This is a genomic window from Streptomyces sp. NBC_00637 (genome assembly GCF_045161545.1).
In the GTDB taxonomy this organism is placed as follows: domain Bacteria; phylum Actinomycetota; class Actinomycetes; order Streptomycetales; family Streptomycetaceae; genus Streptomyces.
In genome coordinates, this window is sequence record NZ_CP109046.1 from 7,136,427 (window position 1) to 7,153,429 (window position 17,003).

Below are 17,003 nucleotides of genomic sequence, written 5' to 3' on the forward strand. Positions count from 1 at the left end.
GCGCCTCCCCCCGATCTGCCGAAGACTTACGAGAGTCCGCCATGTACGAGCTGTCCCGGGTCCGCCTCTACTCCATCGGTCCTGCCGGTGCGCGCTACGCCGACACCGTGCTTGACCTGCGAGGTGTGGGCGCCGTCGTGCCCGACCCCGCCCCCACGCAGGCGGAGTTCTTCGAGGAGGAGCCCGTCGGCCCGCCGCGCCGGCCGGCGCCCGCGGGCGTGCTCTTCCTGGAGAACGGCGGCGGTAAGTCCGTCCTGCTCAAGCTGATCTTCTCGGTGATGCTGCCCGGTCACCGCAACACCCTCGGCGGTGCCAGCTCCGGCGTGCTGCGGAAGTTCCTGCTCGCCGACGACTGCGGACACGTGGCGCTGGAGTGGCAGCACGTGCTCACCGGTGAGTGCGTCGTCGTCGGCAAGGCGAGCGAGTGGCGCGGACGGCAGGTGTCCAACGATCCGCGGAAGTTCGCGGAGGCCTGGTACTCGTTCCGGCCCGGCCCCGGCCTGAGCCTGGACAACCTGCCCGTCGCCGAGTCCACCGCCGTACGCCCGCCCGTCGAGGGCGCCTCCGGCGCGCAGGGGCGCCGGCGCACCATGAAGGGCTTCCGGGACGCCCTCACCGAGGCGGGGAAGGCCTACCCGCACCTGGAGGTGCACTGGGAGGAGATCCACGACCGGTGGATCGAGCACCTCGGCGAGCTGGGCCTGGACCCCGAACTCTTCCGCTACCAGCGCGAGATGAACGCCGACGAAGGCGAGGCCGCCGGCCTCTTCGCGGTCAAGAAGGACTCCGACTTCACCGACCTGCTGCTGCGCGCGGTGACCGACACGCGGGACACCGACGGGCTCGCCGACCTGGTCAGCGGCTTCGGCAACAAGCTGGGCCGCCGCGCCGAGCTGATCGCCGAACGGGACTTCACCGCCGGGTCGGTGGACCTGCTCGGCCGCATCGTCGAGGCGGCCGAGGCGCGGGCACGCGCGCGTGACATCCACGCCGGCGCCGAGCGCCGCACCCGCGCGCTCGCCCGGCGGCTGTCCGCGCGGGGCCAGCGGGAGAAGGCGCGGGCCGGTGATCTCGCACAGCGGGTCACCGCCGCCGCCTACGCTGTCACGCACGCCGAGAGCGGACGGGAGCGCAGTGCGCTGATCGCCGCCGAACTCGCCTTCCGGCACGCCTCGTTGGCGCTGGCCGGCGCCGAGAAGTCCGCCGCCGCGCAGAAGCGCGAACTCGCCGACGCCCGCACCCTGCACTCCGCCTGGCAGGGCGCCGAGGCCGTTCTGCGCCACCGCGCCGCCGCCGACCGGGTCGCGCGGGTCTCCGTCGCCATCCAGGAGGCGGAACGCGACGCCGCCCCGGCACTGGCCGCCCGCGCCAAGGCCGCCGTCGACCTCGTACGGGCCCTGCACGCGGCCGCCGAGAACGCGGAGAACCTCGCCAACGAGGAGGAGGCACGCTCGGCGGCACTCCAGGAGGTCGGCGAGTGCGCGCACCGCGACTCGACGTCCGCCGCCACCGACGCCCAGCGTGCCCGCAGTGAGGTCGGCCACCTGCGCCAGCGCCTCTCCGAGGTCGAGCAGGAGACCGCCGAGGCCGTACGGGCGGGATGGCTCGACGACAGCGCGCCCGACGCCGACCCGGCCCGCGCCGCCCTCGCCGCCAGCGACGCCGAGAAGAGCGCCGTCGCAGCCTGGGACACCGCGCGGGACGCCTCGCGCAGGGCCGCCGAGCAGGCGCGCGATGCCGCCTCGGCGGAGTCCCGCGCCGAGCTCACCGCGGCCCGGGCCGCCGACGCGGCGACGGCCGCGCACCGCTCCTACGAGGCCGAGCGCCGGCTCGCCGAGGCCCTGGCCGGCGAGGAACGGCTCGCGGAGCTGCTCGGGCTGACCGGCGGCCGGGAACGCCCGCGGATCCCGCAGCCACGGCACAGTGCCGAGCCGGACGACGACTCCCTGCTGACCCCCGAGGACCTGGACCGCTGCGCCGACGAGCTGCGCGAACTCCTCGACGACGCCGTCTCCGCCGCCGAACGCCAGTTGTTCGACCTGCGGACGGCCGCCGCCGACGACGCCCGCATCCTCGGCGCGCTCGGCGACGGGGGACTGCTGCCGCCCGGCCCGGACGTGCTGGCCACGGTCGAGTTCCTCGGCGAGCACGGCATCCCCGCCCTGCCCGGCTGGCGCTACCTCGCGCAGGCCGTCGATCCCGCCGACCACGCCCGCGTGCTCGCCGCCCGGCCCGAACTGGTCGACGGTGTGATCATCACCGACCCCGCCTCGCACGCACGCGCGCGTACGGCGCTCGGTGACGCCGCGCTGCTGCCCCGCTCGGCCGTGGCCGTCGGTACGGCCGCCGCCCTCCTGGCGCCGACCCCGGCGGACGACGCCGACAGCGGTGACGTCTTCCTCGTGCCGCCGAACCCGGCCATGCACGACGAGCACGCCGCCGACGAGGAACGGCAGGCGCTGCGCGCCCGGACGACCGAGCGGGACGAGGACATCCGCCGGCTCGCGGCGCGATTGGGCAAGGACCGGGAGCTGGCCGCCCGGCTGGCCTCCTGGCGCACCGGCTGCCCGGCCGGGCGGCTCACCGAACTGGCGCGGACCGCCGGGGAGGCGGGCGCCTTCACCGAGGAGTCCGAGGCCGAGCTGTCCGAGGCACGGACCGTGCGCGCCGAGGCCGACGAGATCGCCGCCGAGGCGGCCCAGGTGCGCGACGAGCGCCAGGAGGCCGCGCAGAAGGCCCGGCGGGCCGCCGACGCCCTGGCCGGGCTCGCCTTCCGGCTGCGCGAGCGCGCGGGCTGGCAGGTCAAGGTCCGTGAACTCGCCGACGAGGCCGCCGAGTCGGAGGCCCGCGCCCAGACCTGCCTGGAGCGCGCCCGAGCCGCCGACGAGGACCGGCGCGGTGCCCAGCGCGCCGCCGACGACGCCCGCCGCACCGCGCGTGCGCTGCGCGCCGAACGCGCCGAGATCGCCGGCGCCCCCGACGACGTACCGCAGGGCGACGCGGACGCGGCCAAGGCGTCCCTGCCCGCGCTCCGCGAGGCCTACCGGGCGGCGTCCCAGCTGTACGAGAAGGTCGGTGTGGGCGCGGATCTGCGGGCCGAGCAGGCCCGGGCGGAGAGCGACGAGAGCGCGGCCCGCACCGAACTCGACCGCCTCAGCAACAAGGTCCGCACCCGCGCGGAGCAGCTGCTCCAGTCGCCCGACGGCTCCGACGGACCGTCCCGGCAGGCCGCCGCCGCGCGCGCGGACGAGCTGGTGCAGCTTCTGGAGACCCGTGTGTCCACCGCGAGCGAGCAGCTCGGACGGCTGCGCGGCGAGGCCGAGCGGCACGCCCCCGAGGACGGTGGGTCCCACACCGAGCTGCCGGCCGAGCTCCAGCCGCGCGACGCCGAACACGCCCAAGCGCTGCTGCGCACCGCGACGACCGAACTCGCCACTCGCACCGAGGCGTTGAGCCGGTCCCGCGAGGCGCACGCCGAACTCCTGGCCGGCCATCGCGCCGCCGAGGACGCGGCCGACGGCTTCGACGAGATCGCCGCGATGCTCCGGGACCTGCTGCGCGAACACACCCCGGAGGAGGAGCAGGAGGAGTCGGAGCCGTACCCCGGCACCCCGGAGGAGGCCCGTCAGGCCGCCGCCGAGGCCCGCCGCTCGCTGCGCGGCTGCGCAACCGACCTGTCCGCCGCCGAGTCCGCCGTCCGCGAGGCCGGCGACATCCTCGTGCGGCACGCCAACTACACGCGCTACGAGCAGGTCCGCACCCCTGCCCGCCAGCAGATCCGTGAGCTGCCCGCCTCCGCGCTGCCCGAGCACGCGCAGAAGTGGGCGAGCGCCTTCGCACCCCGACTGCGGGTCCTGACGGACGAGCTGGAGCAGCTGGAGCGCAACAGGGACTCGATCGTGGACCGGTTGCGCGGGCTCGTCGAGTCCGCGCTCGCCACCCTGCGCTCGGCCCAGCGGCTCTCCCGGCTGCCCGAGGGCCTCGGTGAGTGGTCCGGCCAGGAGTTCCTGCGCATCCGCTTCGAGGAGCCCGACCAGAGCACCCTCACCGAACGGCTCGGCGAGGTCATCGACGAGGCGACCCGGGCCGCCGTGAAGAAGAACTCCGATCTGCGGCGCGACGGCATGTCGCTGCTGCTGCGCGGGGTCGGCGCGGCCCTCCAGCCCAGGGGCGTCGCCGTCGAGATCCTCAAACCGGACGCCGTCCTGCGGGCCGAGCGGGTGCCCGTCGGTCAGATGGGCGACGTGTTCTCCGGCGGCCAGCTGCTCACCGCCGCCATCGCCCTGTACTGCACGATGGCGGCGCTCAGGAGCAACGACCGGGGCCGGGACAAGCACCGGTACGCCGGCACCCTGTTCCTCGACAACCCCATCGGGCGCGCCAACGCGACCTATCTGCTGGAGCTCCAGCGTGCCGTCTCGGACGCCCTCGGCGTGCAGCTCCTCTACACCACGGGGTTGTTCGACACGACCGCGCTGGCGGAGTTCCCGCTGGTCATCCGGCTGCGCAACGACGCCGACCTGCGGGCGGGCCTGAAGTACATCAGTGTCGAGGAACACCTCCGGCCGGGTCTGCCGCAGCAGGCCCCGGCCGGAGAAGGTGAAGCGGCGCAGGTGCGCAGTGAGATCACGGCGACCCGGATGTACAAACGGCCCGCGCCGCACGCCGGTTGATCAGCTGTCCGCCAGGCGGTGGTCCTCGAGGACACCGGTGCGGTGGCGCTGCACGAACCGGTAGTAGGCGAAGCCACCGCCCGCGATCACGGTGACGAACAGGACGGCGCCCCACCGCAGGTACCAGTGGAAGGGCGCCGCCGCGTTGCAGACCGAGGCTCGCGGCCAGATCAGGTTGGTCGTCATCGCCGCGCCCCACACCACCGCGACGAGGTTGACGAGCAGCCCCCAGCGGTCGAGCGAGAAATTCCCGTCGGTCGCCGGCTGCCATGTGCCGCGCAGCCGCGCCACCAGCATCGGTCCGGTCACGCCCACATAGGCGAGGTAGATCATGATGATGCCGATGCTGGTGACGACCGTGAAGATCTGCGGCTGGCGGATGTTGACCACCAGGATCGCCAGCGCCAGCACGCCGATGATCACGGTCGGCAGCACCGGGGTCTGAAAACGCGGGTGGCATTTGGCCAGCCGCGCGGACCCCGGCAGGTTGTTGTCGCGGGCCATCGCGAACGCCGGCCGGATCGCCGACGTGTGCACGGCCAGGGCGCACACCGTGACGGCGATCAGCACACACCACAGCATCGCCTTGCCGGCCGTCGGACCGAGTACGTCGAGCACGACGTACTGCAGGCCGTCCGTGGACAGCTTCCTCATGGGCGGCCTCCTGGTACTCGGAGGAGACCAGCAGACCATCGGCACCGGCGGGACCGCGAGATCATCGCCGGTCGAGTCCGTTCACACGCCTGGAAGTTCCGCGCTCACGCCTGGAACGGGCGCTGCCTGACCGTGAAGCCGTCCGGCCTCCCGGTCAGGCAGCGCCCACCGCCTCAGGAGTGGGACAGCTGTCCGGTGCCGCCCTGCCTGCGTATCCGTTCCTGCGCGCGCTCGGCGGCCAGCACCTGGCGACGCGCCCGGCGGCGCTCACGCCGCAGCGAACGCGCGGTGCTGCTCGGTGTCGACACCACGCCGTTGCGCTGGTTCCACACCTGCCGGGTCACCCAGACGTCCAGCGCGCCCCAGGTGGCCAGCACGGTACTGACCACACTGCTGATCACCATCGGGAACGCCAGCCACGATCCCGCCAGCGTGCACAGAAAGGCGACCATCGCCTGTATGAGCGTCACCGCGATGACCAGCACCGCGCGCACCGCCGCCGTACGCACCGGGTCGGGCATCCGGCGCCGACGCGCCGGCTCCTCCACCCACAACGGGCGGTACACCGCACGTACTTGGGCCGTGCCCGTGCCCGTGCCCGTGCCCGTGTCCGTGGTGGACGTGGTGCGACCGGTCGCCTCACGTCTGTCCGCCCGGCTGTCGCTCCGCTCCGCGGTCACGTGTTCGTTCGTCGGAATGTCGCGATCGGACGCCTCGGGATCCCGTAGCGCGGTACCACTCGCCGCCGCGCTCTTCTCGGGCGCCTCACGCCGCTCCGCCGTGCCCATCACTGTGTCACTCCCCACCGCCAGCAGACCGCTCGCCTCCGAGTCGAAGACCCGGCTCCCCAGTGGCTGCCCGGCTTGCGCTGTTTTACGCCGCCCAGGTGCGGCAAACGGCTCGTGTGGCCGATTCCGCCCCCAATTCCCAATGAGTAGGACGAACGATGTGCCCTGAAGATTCCCGTGTTGCGAAAAATTCCGGCCAACTCGTGTGCACGGCCGACCGGATCCGGCCGGGTCCGGAGGATCCGATCCGGGGAGACAATCTCCCGTAATGACCGGACAAGCCGCCATGTCTCGCCCCTGGGGCGGAAGTTCAGCTTCCGGACACCTCTTCGAGTTCACAGCGCGTCGGTAGTAGGCTCGCGCCGTTTGTTGACGCACATGCGTACCCCCTGCCGGTGGGGGTTCGAGCTGGGGGAGACCATGCGCTTTCGCGGGAAGTCGATCCGCCGGAAGATCGTGGCGCTGCTGCTCGTGCCGCTGGTGTCCCTGACCGCCGTCTGGGGCTTCGCCACGGTGATCACGGGACGCGAGGCGAGCCGCCTCTTCACGGTGTCGTCCCTCGTCGAGAAGGTCGGGTATCCGATCGAGGACACCGTCCGCGTCGTTCAGCAGGAACGCCGCCAGACGCTCGTCTACCTCGCCGACCCACGGGCCTCCGAGGCGCTGTCCGCGCTGCGCCGCACCCGGACCGCCACCGACGAGGCACTCGCCGAGATCCGCGGCAACGCCCAGGACCCCGACGTACGTGACGTCCTGGACGAGGACGACGGCGAAGGCCTCACCGCGGTGCTCGACGCCTTCGACGGCGTCGACTCGCTGCGCCGGAGCGTCGAGGAGGGCACCGTCACCCGAGCGCAGGCCCTCACCCTCTACACCCAGCTGATCGACCCCTGTTACACCCTGCTGGCCAAGCTGGACGTCGTCGACAGCGTGGAGATGGACAAGCAGTACCGCGCCCTCGTCAGCGTCGCCCGAGCCCGGGAACTCCTCTCGCGGGAGGACGCTCTGCTCGGCTCCGCCCTGGTCGTGGGCCGGCTCAGCCACGAGGAGATCCGCGACGTCTCCGACCTCGAGGCCCAGCGGCAGGTCGTCTACGAGATAAGCCTCGCCCAGCTGCCCACCGCCGAGCGCGAGCGCTACGAGAGCTTCTGGAAGAACGCCACCACCGCCCCGCTGCGCACCGCCGAACAGGTCGTCGTCGGCAGCACGCCCGGCGAGACACCCCGGGGCGTCACCGCCAAGAACTGGGACACCGCGGCCGGAAACGTCCTGCTCGAGCTCGGCACCCTGGACGAGCAGGCCAACGACCGCTACCAGGACCGGGTCCGCCCGGTCGCGATGGAGGTCATCGTCAAGGCGGTCGTCGCCGGCGTCTTCGGTCTGGTCGCCCTGCTGGTCTCGCTGGTCCTGTCCGTACGGATCGGCCGCGGTCTCATACGCGACCTGCGCCAGCTCCGGATGGAGGCCCACGAGGCGTCCGGTGTGCGGCTGCCCAGCGTGATGCGCCGCCTGTCCGCGGGCGAACAGGTCGACGTGGAGACCGAGGTACCGCGGCTGGAGTACGACAAGAACGAGATGGGCGAGGTCGGCCGGGCCCTCAACACCCTCCAGCGCGCCGCGGTCGAGGCCGCCGTGAAACAGGCCGATCTGCGCTCCGGGGTCTCCGAGGTGTTCGTCAACCTCGCCCGGCGCAGCCAGGTACTCCTGCACAAGCAGCTCACTTTGCTCGACACCATGGAGCGCCGCACCGAGGACACCGAGGAGCTCGCCGACCTCTTCCGCCTCGACCACCTCACCACCCGCATGCGCCGGCACGCCGAGGGCCTGGTGATCCTCTCGGGCGCCGCCCCCTCCCGGCAGTGGCGCAGGCCCGTCCAGCTCATGGACATCGTGCGCGCCGCCGTCGCCGAGGTGGAGGACTACGAACGCATCGAGGTCCGCCGGCTGCCGCGCCTCGCCGCCACCGGCCCGGCCGTCGCCGACCTCACCCACCTGGTGGCCGAACTCCTCGAGAACGCCACGGTGTTCTCCCCGCCGCACACCGCGGTCCAGGTGTTCGGCGACCGGGTCGCCAACGGTTTCACCCTCGAGATCCACGACCGCGGCCTCGGCATGGCACCCGAGGCCCTCCTGGAGGCCAACCTCCGGCTCGCCGAGACACCGGAATTCGAGCTGTCCGACACCGACCGTCTCGGGCTGTTCGTGGTCAGCCGGCTCGCCCAGCGTCAGAACGTCCGCGTCTCCCTGCAGCCCTCCCCGTACGGGGGGACGACGGCCATCGTCTTCATCCCCGACGCACTGCTGACCGACGACGTCCCCGACACCAACGGCATCGGCTTCCGGCTCGACCGCCCCCGGCCCCCGAAGGAGGCCGACTCCGCGGACACCCGCAGGACCGCCCTCTCTCCGGCCGCGACGCAGCTTCCCGGCGTGCCCGTCTCGATGCTCGACGGCCCGGTGGAACTGGAGGCCCCCGTCGGCCTGGACGCCCTCGGTGACTTCCCGGCCGCCCTGGACGAGGACGACGACCACGGTGGGCTGTTCCGCCCGCGGCGCTCCCTCGGCCGCACCGAGGACGAGCCGGCGGTGAACACCGTCGACCAGCACCACAGGCTGCCCGACAGCCCCGGCGCTCCCCATGGGCCGCTCGCCGACGATCAGGCCGGTCGCCGCATGCCCAAGCTGGTCAGCTCGCACGGCCGCCCGGTCCCCGAGCAGCGGCCCCGGCGCGCCGAGACGGACCCGGAGCCCCCGGCCAGGCCCGGCCCCCGCCGCGTGGAGAGCGACGGTCCCGCGCCGCTGCCCTCGCGCCGCCGTGGCACCACGGCACAGATCCCCCGCAGCGGTGGCACGCCCGAACGTCCCGCGCCGCCCGAACACCCCGGCCGCGGCGCACAGAAGCCGTCCGGGCAGCCTCCCGCCCTTCCCCAGCGCACGCGGCAGGCCACGGCCCGCCCCGGCGGTCCCGGCGGCACGCCCGAGCGTGCGGACGCCGCGCCCGCCCGGACCGGGGACACGGTGTCCGGCGGGACGGACGGCGGCGGCTCCGGCACGGGTGCGCTGCCCCGGCGCGTACGGCAGGCGAACCTGGCCCCGCAACTGCGGCAGGGCCCGGCCCCGCGCACCGAGGACCGAACCGACCCCGCGGACCGCGACGCCGACGAGGTGCGCAGCCGTATGGCTTCGCTCCAGCGCGGCTGGCAGCGCGGCCGCGTAGAGAACGCCGCGGGCGACGACGCCCACAGCGGCGCAGCACCACAAGGAACGACAAAGGGGGACGGTCGATGACCGCACCGAAGGCGACCGGCCACAGCACCACCGACAACGGCGAGCTGAACTGGCTCCTCGACGAACTCGTCGACCGTGTCGCCGGCATCCGCAAGGCCGTCGTCCTCTCCGGCGACGGCCTCGCGACGGGGGTGTCCAAGGACCTGTCCCGGGAGGACGGCGAGCACTTGGCCGCCGTCGCCTCCGGATTCCACAGCCTCGCCAAGGGCGTCGGCCGTCACTTCGAGGCCGGCAGTGTCCGCCAGACCGTCGTCGAACTCGACGACGCCTTCCTGTTCGTGACGGCGGCGGGTGACGGCAGCTGCCTCGCCGTTCTCTCGGACGCCGACTCGGACGTCGGGCTCGTCGCGTACGAGATGACGCTCCTCGTCAAGCGGGTCGGCGTACATCTGGGCACCACCCCACGCACCGATCTGCCCTCGGGCGGGTAGTGGGATGGCATGAGCACAGACGGTCAGGGAAGAAGTCACTGGTTCGACGACGAGGCCGGACCGGTCGTCCGTCCGTACGCCATGACGCGGGGCCGCACCACCAGTGCGGTCCAGCACCGTCTCGACCTGATCGCGCTGGTCGTCGCCGAGCCCCACGCCGAGGACGCGGACACGGACGCGTCGCTGTCACCCGAGCACGTGGACATCGTGGACCTGTGCCGGGAGGCGCCGCAGTCGGTCGCCGAACTCGCCGCCGAACTCAACCTGCCCATCGGCGTGGTGCGCGTCCTCGTCGGCGATCTCGTGGACGCGGAGTTCGTCCACGTGAACCGGCCGGTGCCGCCGGCCGAACTGCCGGACGAGAGTATTCTGCGCGACGTGATCGACGGCCTCCGAGCGCTGTGAGCAGCGCGGCGGCGAGGTGAGGACGTGACCGGTCGACGGGGCCGCGTGCATCGGGTCAAGCCATCAAGCAGGAGAAGTGATCGATGATCTTCGGGCGTTCTGAGCGCGGCAAGCCCCCGGTCGAGCCCGTCACGCTCAAGATCCTGGTGGCCGGCGGCTTCGGGGTGGGCAAGACCACCCTCGTCGGCGCCGTCAGCGAGATCAAGCCGCTGCGGACCGAGGAGTACCTCACCGAGGCGGGCCGCCCGGTCGACGACACGACCGGCGTCGAGACCAAGCACACCACCACCGTCGCCATGGACTTCGGGCGCATCACCCTGCGCGAGGACCTGGTGCTCTACCTCTTCGGGACGCCCGGTCAGGAGCGGTTCTGGTTCATGTGGGACGAGCTCTCCGAGGGCGCGCTCGGCGCCGTCGTGCTCGCCGACACGCGCCGGCTGGAGGACTCCTTCGCCGCCGTCGACTATTTCGAACGGCGCTCCATCCCCTTCCTCATCGCCGTCAACTGCTTCGAGGGCGCCGCCCGTTACCCGGAGGAGGACGTCCGCGGGGCCCTGGACCTCGACGACGGCATTCCCGTGGTGCTGTGCGACGCCCGCGACCGAAGATCGGTGAGGGACGTCCTGGTCGGCGTGGTGCAGCACGCGATGGACTTCGGGGCCGAACGCCGCCAGGCGATCCCCACCTGAGCCACCCGCACGCGCGCCTGGCCGCACGTCCGCCCGTCCGCACGGCCCGAACCCCCGCCGGCCGGGGTCCGGGCCGTTGCCCGACGGGACGCACGCGCGCGTACTAGCCTTCGCCGTCCTCCAGCCAACCGAGGCTCTTCTCCACGGCCCTGCGCCAGTTGTGGTACTCGCGCTCGCGCACCGAAGCGTCCATCGACGGAGTCCACTCCGCGTCCTCGCGCCAGTGTGCCTTGAGTTCGTCGAGGTCGTTCCACACCCCGACGGCGAGTCCCGCGGCGTAGGCCGCGCCCAGACAGGTCGTCTCGGAGACCCGGGGCCGGATCACGGGCACGCCGAGCACGTCCGCCTGATGCTGCATGAGCAGGTTGTTCTTGGTCATGCCGCCGTCCACCTTCAGGGTCGTGATGCGGACCCCGGAGTCCTGGAACATGGCGTCCACGACCTCGCGCGTCTGCCAGCTCGTCGCCTCGAGCACCGCACGCGCGAGATGCCCCTTCGTGACGTAACGGGTGAGGCCGGTGACGACGCCACGCGCGTCGGAGCGCCAGTACGGCGCGAACAGTCCCGAGAAGGCGGGGACGATGTACGCGCCGCCGTTGTCGTCGACGCTCGCCGCCAGGCTCTCGATCTCGTCAGCCGTACGGATGATGCCGAGCTGGTCTCGGAACCACTGCACCAGCGCGCCCGTGATGGCGATCGAACCCTCCAGGCAGTAGACAGGCGCCTCGCTCCCGATCTGGTACCCCATCGTCGTCAGCAGTCCGCTCTTCGAGGGCACCGGCCGGTTGCCGGTGTTGAGCAGCAGGAAGCTGCCCGTCCCGTACGTGTTCTTCGCCGTGCCGACCTCATAGCAGGCCTGGCCGAACACCGCCGCCTGCTGGTCGCCCAGCGCCGAGGCGACCGGCACACCGCCGAGTTGGCCCACGGCCGTGCCGTACACCTCGGCGGAGGACCTGATCTCCGGCAGCATGGCCTCGGGCACGTCCATCGCGGACAGGATGGAGGCGTCCCACTGGAGGGTCTCCAGGTTCATCAGCATCGTGCGCCCGGCGTTGGTGACGTCCGTGACGTGCCGGCCGCCGTCGATTCCGCCGGTGAGGTTCCAGATGAGCCAGGAGTCGATCGTGCCGAAGGCGATCTCACCACGCTCGGCGCGCGCCCGCAGGCCCGGCACGTTGTCGAGCAGCCAGGCCGCCTTGGGCCCGGAGAAGTAGCTGGCCAACGGCAGCCCGGTCTGGTCGCGGAAACGGTCCTGTCCGTCGGATCCCCCCAGCCGGCCGCAGAGCCCCGCGGTGCGGGTGTCCTGCCACACGATCGCGTTGTGCACCGGCTTGCCGGTGGCGCGGTCCCACAGCACGGTCGTCTCACGCTGGTTGGTGATCCCGAGGGCGCTGATCTGGTCGGCGCGCAGCCCGGCCTTGGCGATCGCCCCGGCGACCACGGCCTGCACCTTGGACCAGATCTCCGTGGCGTCGTGCTCCACCCAGCCGGGCTTGGGGAAGATCTGGCGGTGTTCGCGCTGGTCGACGGCGACGATCGCGCCGTCGCGGTCGAAGACGATGCAGCGGCTGGAGGTGGTGCCCTGGTCGATGGCGGCGACGTACTTCTCGGCGTTGTCCGTCATGGCTACCCCTTGGGCTGTTCGGAAGGCTGCGTGGATGACACCTGGTTCGGGATGGGCGGGAAGGCGCGCACGATGCGGGACCCGAGGTCACGTGCCGGGTCGACGACGTTCGACACCGTGCCGGCGAACAGGTTGAGCATCGCGGTACCGACGACCTCGCCGACGACCGTGTCTCCGTTGCGCATGGCGGCTCCTGGGGCCGGCCCGGGGCAGCTCGGCCCCGGCGCTCCGTGCAGGGTGTGCTTCCCGTGGCCGCTGCGGGCCAGGGAGTTCCCACGCCCCGCCCGGTGTCCGACGAGCGCGCGGTCCTGGCCGTATCGCCCTCGGGGGAGTGCGCCGTCCCTCGGGAGCCCGCATGGCGCGTGCCTGGATACGCCGCGAATGTACGGCGATGTCGGCTGACACCGGGAAGTGTTAACCGGCACCCCGGGAGCGTCAAGAAGGCCGACGGCAACGGTTGATGACGGTGAGAACGCCCCGCGCGACCCGATGCGCGGGGCATCCGTCCCGGGTCGCCGACACCCCCTGCGGGACCGGCGCCCGGGCCACCCTTCTCCACTGGCCGACCCCGACTCCGACTCCGCCCCGGACTTGGCCCCGACCTCGCCCGCCCCGACCCGCTCGGACTCCGCCCCGGCCCTGGACCCGACCCCGACGCCGATCCCGGTCCGCCCCGACCTCGCCCCGCCTCCGAAACCGACCCAAACCCGATGCCGTCGTCGACGCCACCCCGACTCGAACCGACCCCGACTCGAACCGACCCCGAATCGACGCCGACCGCGCCCCGACGCCGACCGCGCCCCGACCCGGACCCGACCCGCCCCGAATCGACGCCGACCCGCCTGCGAACTCGCCCCCGGAGAAGACCGGCGGACGCCCTCGGCGAGCCCGGCAGTCACTCGTCGTCACGCGGCAGTCGCCCCGGGCGGTCGCCTCCGGCCGGCTGCCCGTCCGGCCGGAGGGTCAGGTCGGCCCGACCCCCGGCTCCGCCCCGGCCGCTCCCGCCCCCGCCCCAGCCCCCGCCGGGGTCATCGGCTGCGCCCCGCGCCGGATCTGGTAGTCGGCCAGCCCCGCGTGCCCGACCACCCAGCTCGCCCCTCGCAGTGACTTCGCGGCCTTCTTCAAGGGCGCCAGGCACGCGGCCGCCTCGCGGTGGTCGCTCACGCTGCCCGGCCGGCACAGGACCGTGGCCAGCGACAGTGTCACCGGGCGGCCGCCCGCCGACCAGGGCACGTCCAGCACCGTGGAGACGAGGGGCTCCAGGCCCTCCGGATCGGCCAGCACCAGAAAGTCGTCTCCGCCGATGTGACCCACGCGCGCGTTGCCCGACGCCGTCATCTGCAGTGCCCGTCCCACCGACCGGATGAGCTCGTCCCCCGCCGCGAACCCGGCCCCGTCGTTGACCTGCTTGAAGTGGTCGATGTCCAGCCAGCTCAGCGCGAAGACACGCCCCTCGGCGATCCGCCGGTCCACCTCCCCGGTGATCGCGTCCGAACCGGGCAGCCGCGTCAGCGGATTCAGTCCGGCCGCCTCCTCGACCCGGCTCTCGGCCAACGCCCTTACGAGGTCCGCGAGCCGGACGACACCCACACAGCGCCCGCCGTGGTCGACGACCGCCACATCGTCGGAGGTACGGTCCCGGTCGCCGACCGCGACCACGTCCAGGACCTCCCAGGCCGTCGCGTCGACGCCCACTGTCCGCGGCGGATCGCCGAGCTTGGCCGCGGGGCGGTCCGCGTACAGGGCGTGGCCGTAGCGTCCCGACATCGACAGCAGGAAACGCGACCGGTGCACCGACCGGACCGGGACCCCCGCCCGGTCCACGAGCAGCACCCCGGACACGTCGGGCGAGCCGGTCAGCAGCGCCCGGACCTGACCGGCGGAGACGGTCGCGGGCAGCAGCGCGGCCGGCCGGACGAACTCCCGTACCGACGGCCCCGACCGGAGCGCCGGCAGGACGCCGGGACCGAGCGGCGGGACGTACACGTCGGCGGCCGGCAACCGGCTGGGCGGCGCGAAGAGCGTGCCCTGGGCCAGTTGCGCCCCGGCGGACACCGCGGCCGCGCACTGAAGCTCCGTCTCCACGCCCTCCACCGCCAGCAGCGCCCCCAACTCGTCGCACAGCGTCCGCATCGCCCGTACCGCCGCGGGCCGTGCCAGGAGCGAGCCGTCGAGCTTGACCAGGTCCGGCGCGATGTCGACGAGCAGCCGCAGGGGCGCGTCCCCGTCCCCGACCCCGTCCGCGCTGATGCGGAAACCCTGTTCCCGCAGTGCCGCCAGGGCCTCCAGCAGCGCGGGCTGCGGCACGTGCGTGTAGGGCGGCACGACATCGAGCGTGACCTCCCACGGCAACCGCCCCGCCTCGCGCACGGCGTCGTGCAGTGGGGTCAGACCACCGAGGTCGGCCAGGGTGCCGGCGAACACGTTCACGTGAAGGGGCAGCAGGGTCTCCTTGCGGGCCGCCGCGCGAACCGCCGACACGGCCAGCCGGCAGTCGAGTTCGGGGTCCCGGCGGGCCTGCGCCAGGATGTCGCCGGCCTCCGGGCGGGCGAGTATCTCCAACCCCGCGACCCCTCCGGTGGTCAGGTTGACCACCGGCTGGAAGGCGAAGCGGAGAGTGTCCGTCCAGGAGTGCACGGCAGCATGATGGCCCCGCGGACGGCCGCCCAGGCGCAGTTCATGAGACGTTCACACAGGATTCCGGGGTGAACACACAGGGTGAGAGGAGCCGAGGGGGCAGCCGCCGCCCGCCGTGTAGGGGGTCACACGACCTCACCCGTCTCACCGCACCGCGACCACCGCCGAACCGTGCCCGAACAGACCCTGGTTCGCCGTGACGGCCACACGCGCGTCCGGCACCTGGCGACCGCCGGCCTGCCCCCGCAACTGCCAGGTGACCTCGCAGACCTGGGCGATCGCCTGCGCGGGCACCGCCTCTCCGAAGGAGGCGAGTCCACCGCTCGGGTTCACCGGTATACGGCCGCCCGGCGCCGTCACTCCCTCCCGCAGCAACTTGGCGGCCTCGCCGTCGCCGCACAGCCCCAGATCCTCGTACCACTGCAACTCCAGTGCCGTGGAGAGGTCGTAGACCTCGGCGAGGGACAGGTCTTCGGGTCCGATGCCCGCCTCCTCGTAGGCGGCTCGGGCGATCGAAGCGCGGAAGGGTTCAGCGGCCGGCTCCGCCCCCGCCCCCGAATCGGTCGCGATGTCCGGCAGATCCAGCACCGTTTGGGGGTACCGGGGCGTCACGGTGGACACCGCCCTGATGCGTACGGGCGCCGCGACCCCGTGCCGGCGGGCGAACTCCATGCTGGACAGCACCACGGCCGCCCCGCCGTCCGACGTCGCGCAGATGTCCAGCAGCCGCAGCGGATCGGCGACCACCGCCGAGGCGGCGACCTCCTCCGCCGTCACCCGCTTCCGGTAGCGGGCGTGCGGGTTCAGCGCGCCCATGGCGGAGTTCTTCACCTTGACCTGGGCGAAGTCCTCCGGCGTGTCCCCGTGCACGGCCATGCGCCTGCGCGCGTACAGCCCGAAGTACGTCGGGTTGGTCGCGCCGAGCACCCGGAACCGCAGCCAGTCCGGGTCGTCCGGCCGGTCCCCGCCCGCAGGCCGGAAGAAGCCCTTGGGGGCGGCGTCGGCTCCCACCACGAGCACCACGTCCGCCAGCCCCGCGAGGATCTGCGCCCGGGCCGCGCCGATCGCCTGGGCGCCCGACGCGCACGCCGCGTACACGCTCGCGACACGGGCGCCCTGCCACCCCAGCGCCTTGGCGAACGTCGCCCCGGCCACATGGCCCGGATAGCCGCCACGCACCGTGTCCGCGCCCACGATCGAACCGACGTCGCGCCAGTCCACACCGGCGTCCGCGAGGGCGGCGCGCGCCGCCTTCACGCCGTACTCGACGAAGCCGCGCCCCCACTTGCCCCACGGATGCATCCCTACACCGAGCACCGCCACCTCTGCCGTCATCACGCCACCCCCGTCGGCCGCCATCGCCAGGTCGTCCAGGTCGTCTCCGCGTCCTCGTGGAGCACGCCCGGGACGACCTCCACCTCCATGCCCACCGTCAGATCGGCGACGGTGACCCCGGGAACGGCCTGTCCCAGCACCACGATCCGCTCGGACTCCAACTCCACAGCGATCAACGCGTACGGCTCCCATGGAAGTTCCGGGTCGGTCACATAGGGTGACGGAGGGCGGTAGCGGCTGTCGGTGTACGACCAGACACGCCCTCGTCGCGACAGCGGAACCTCTTCCAGGTCGCCGCCCCGGCAGCCGGGGTTGCGGCAGTGCGTGTCCTCGCGCGGGAAGAAGACCGACCCGCATCCCGAGCAGCGGGTGCCGAGCAGCCTGAAGTCGTCCCCGTCCCCGACGAACCATCCCGTGACCACGGGTGTGCGTGTGCGTGACAACGTTCCTCCCGGCAGCAGATCTGACGGAACGTCAGA

At 72.9% G+C, this 17,003-nt stretch carries 11 protein-coding genes and 1 pseudogene; 5 read left to right on the plus strand and 7 right to left on the minus strand.

Annotated elements, in window-relative coordinates:
• The first annotated feature begins 41 nt into the window (after nucleotides 1-41).
• On the plus strand, nucleotides 42-4,673 hold the full coding sequence (locus OG440_RS31435) for a hypothetical protein (RefSeq protein ID WP_406010126.1): 4,632 nt from the start codon (nucleotides 42-44) through the stop codon (nucleotides 4,671-4,673).
• Here the strand turns inward: OG440_RS31435 and OG440_RS31440 are convergent.
• Together OG440_RS31440 and OG440_RS31445 are read right to left on the minus strand one after the other, a co-directional pair.
• Nucleotides 4,674-5,321, minus strand: a pseudogene (locus tag OG440_RS31440) (amino acid permease); the annotation flags it as partial.
• Nucleotides 5,322-5,500: 179 nt separating this feature from the next.
• Nucleotides 5,501-6,115, minus strand: coding sequence for a hypothetical protein (locus tag OG440_RS31445; protein ID WP_406010127.1), 615 nt, complete (start codon nucleotides 6,113-6,115; stop codon nucleotides 5,501-5,503).
• A 420-nt stretch (nucleotides 6,116-6,535) separates the two neighbouring features.
• On the opposite strand from OG440_RS31445, the gene OG440_RS31450 reads away from it, so the two are divergent.
• From OG440_RS31450 to OG440_RS31465, 4 genes are all read left to right on the plus strand, one after another.
• Complete coding sequence (locus OG440_RS31450; protein WP_406011506.1) at nucleotides 6,536-9,403, plus strand: nitrate- and nitrite sensing domain-containing protein; 2,868 nt, start codon at nucleotides 6,536-6,538, stop codon at nucleotides 9,401-9,403.
• Nucleotides 9,400-9,834 carry a roadblock/LC7 domain-containing protein gene (locus OG440_RS31455; protein ID WP_406010128.1) on the plus strand — a complete coding sequence of 145 codons (435 nt, stop codon included), beginning with the start codon at nucleotides 9,400-9,402 and terminating at the stop codon, nucleotides 9,832-9,834. The genes OG440_RS31450 and OG440_RS31455 overlap by 4 nt, the downstream gene beginning before the upstream one ends.
• 9 nt (nucleotides 9,835-9,843) lie before the next feature.
• On the plus strand, nucleotides 9,844-10,239 hold the full coding sequence (locus OG440_RS31460) for a DUF742 domain-containing protein (RefSeq protein ID WP_406010129.1): 396 nt from the start codon (nucleotides 9,844-9,846) through the stop codon (nucleotides 10,237-10,239).
• Between the two features lie 83 nt (nucleotides 10,240-10,322).
• The gene (locus OG440_RS31465; protein WP_406010130.1) at nucleotides 10,323-10,928 is read left to right on the plus strand and encodes a GTP-binding protein; all 606 of its coding nucleotides are present in this window, start codon (nucleotides 10,323-10,325) and stop codon (nucleotides 10,926-10,928) included.
• Between the two features lie 103 nt (nucleotides 10,929-11,031).
• Here the strand turns inward: OG440_RS31465 and glpK are convergent, their stop codons facing one another.
• From glpK to OG440_RS31490, 5 genes are all read right to left on the minus strand, one after another.
• Nucleotides 11,032-12,552 carry a glycerol kinase GlpK gene (gene glpK / locus OG440_RS31470; RefSeq protein ID WP_406010131.1) on the minus strand — a complete coding sequence of 507 codons (1,521 nt, stop codon included), beginning with the start codon at nucleotides 12,550-12,552 and terminating at the stop codon, nucleotides 11,032-11,034.
• Nucleotides 12,553-12,554: 2 nt separating this feature from the next.
• On the minus strand, nucleotides 12,555-12,737 hold the full coding sequence (locus tag OG440_RS31475) for a hypothetical protein (RefSeq protein ID WP_406010132.1): 183 nt from the start codon (nucleotides 12,735-12,737) through the stop codon (nucleotides 12,555-12,557).
• 778 nt (nucleotides 12,738-13,515) lie between these two features.
• Nucleotides 13,516-15,189 (minus strand): EAL domain-containing protein, encoded by a 1,674-nt coding sequence (locus OG440_RS31480; RefSeq protein WP_406010133.1) that lies wholly within the window; start codon nucleotides 15,187-15,189, stop codon nucleotides 13,516-13,518.
• A 144-nt stretch (nucleotides 15,190-15,333) separates the two neighbouring features.
• Nucleotides 15,334-16,524 carry a lipid-transfer protein gene (locus OG440_RS31485; protein ID WP_406010134.1) on the minus strand — a complete coding sequence of 397 codons (1,191 nt, stop codon included), beginning with the start codon at nucleotides 16,522-16,524 and terminating at the stop codon, nucleotides 15,334-15,336.
• Entirely contained in the window at nucleotides 16,524-16,946 is a 423-nt protein-coding gene (locus OG440_RS31490) for a Zn-ribbon domain-containing OB-fold protein (protein ID WP_406011507.1), read from the minus strand. The genes OG440_RS31485 and OG440_RS31490 overlap by 1 nt, the downstream gene beginning before the upstream one ends.
• Nucleotides 16,947-17,003: the final 57 nt, after the last annotated feature.

Excerpts from the sequence above, each read along its gene's own strand:
- OG440_RS31435 (WP_406010126.1), top strand. The coding sequence starts at position 42 with ATGTACGAGCTGTCCCGGGTCCGCCTCTACTCCATCGGTCCTGCCGGT.
- OG440_RS31485 (WP_406010134.1), bottom strand. The coding sequence starts at position 16,524 with ATGACGGCAGAGGTGGCGGTGCTCGGTGTAGGGATGCATCCGTGGGGC.
- OG440_RS31475 (WP_406010132.1), bottom strand. The coding sequence starts at position 12,737 with ATGCGCAACGGAGACACGGTCGTCGGCGAGGTCGTCGGTACCGCGATG.
- OG440_RS31445 (WP_406010127.1), bottom strand. The coding sequence starts at position 6,115 with ATGGGCACGGCGGAGCGGCGTGAGGCGCCCGAGAAGAGCGCGGCGGCG.
- OG440_RS31450 (WP_406011506.1), top strand. The coding sequence starts at position 6,536 with ATGCGCTTTCGCGGGAAGTCGATCCGCCGGAAGATCGTGGCGCTGCTG.
- OG440_RS31460 (WP_406010129.1), top strand. The coding sequence starts at position 9,844 with ATGAGCACAGACGGTCAGGGAAGAAGTCACTGGTTCGACGACGAGGCC.
- OG440_RS31455 (WP_406010128.1), top strand. The coding sequence starts at position 9,400 with ATGACCGCACCGAAGGCGACCGGCCACAGCACCACCGACAACGGCGAG.
- glpK (WP_406010131.1), bottom strand. The coding sequence starts at position 12,552 with ATGACGGACAACGCCGAGAAGTACGTCGCCGCCATCGACCAGGGCACC.
- OG440_RS31465 (WP_406010130.1), top strand. The coding sequence starts at position 10,323 with ATGATCTTCGGGCGTTCTGAGCGCGGCAAGCCCCCGGTCGAGCCCGTC.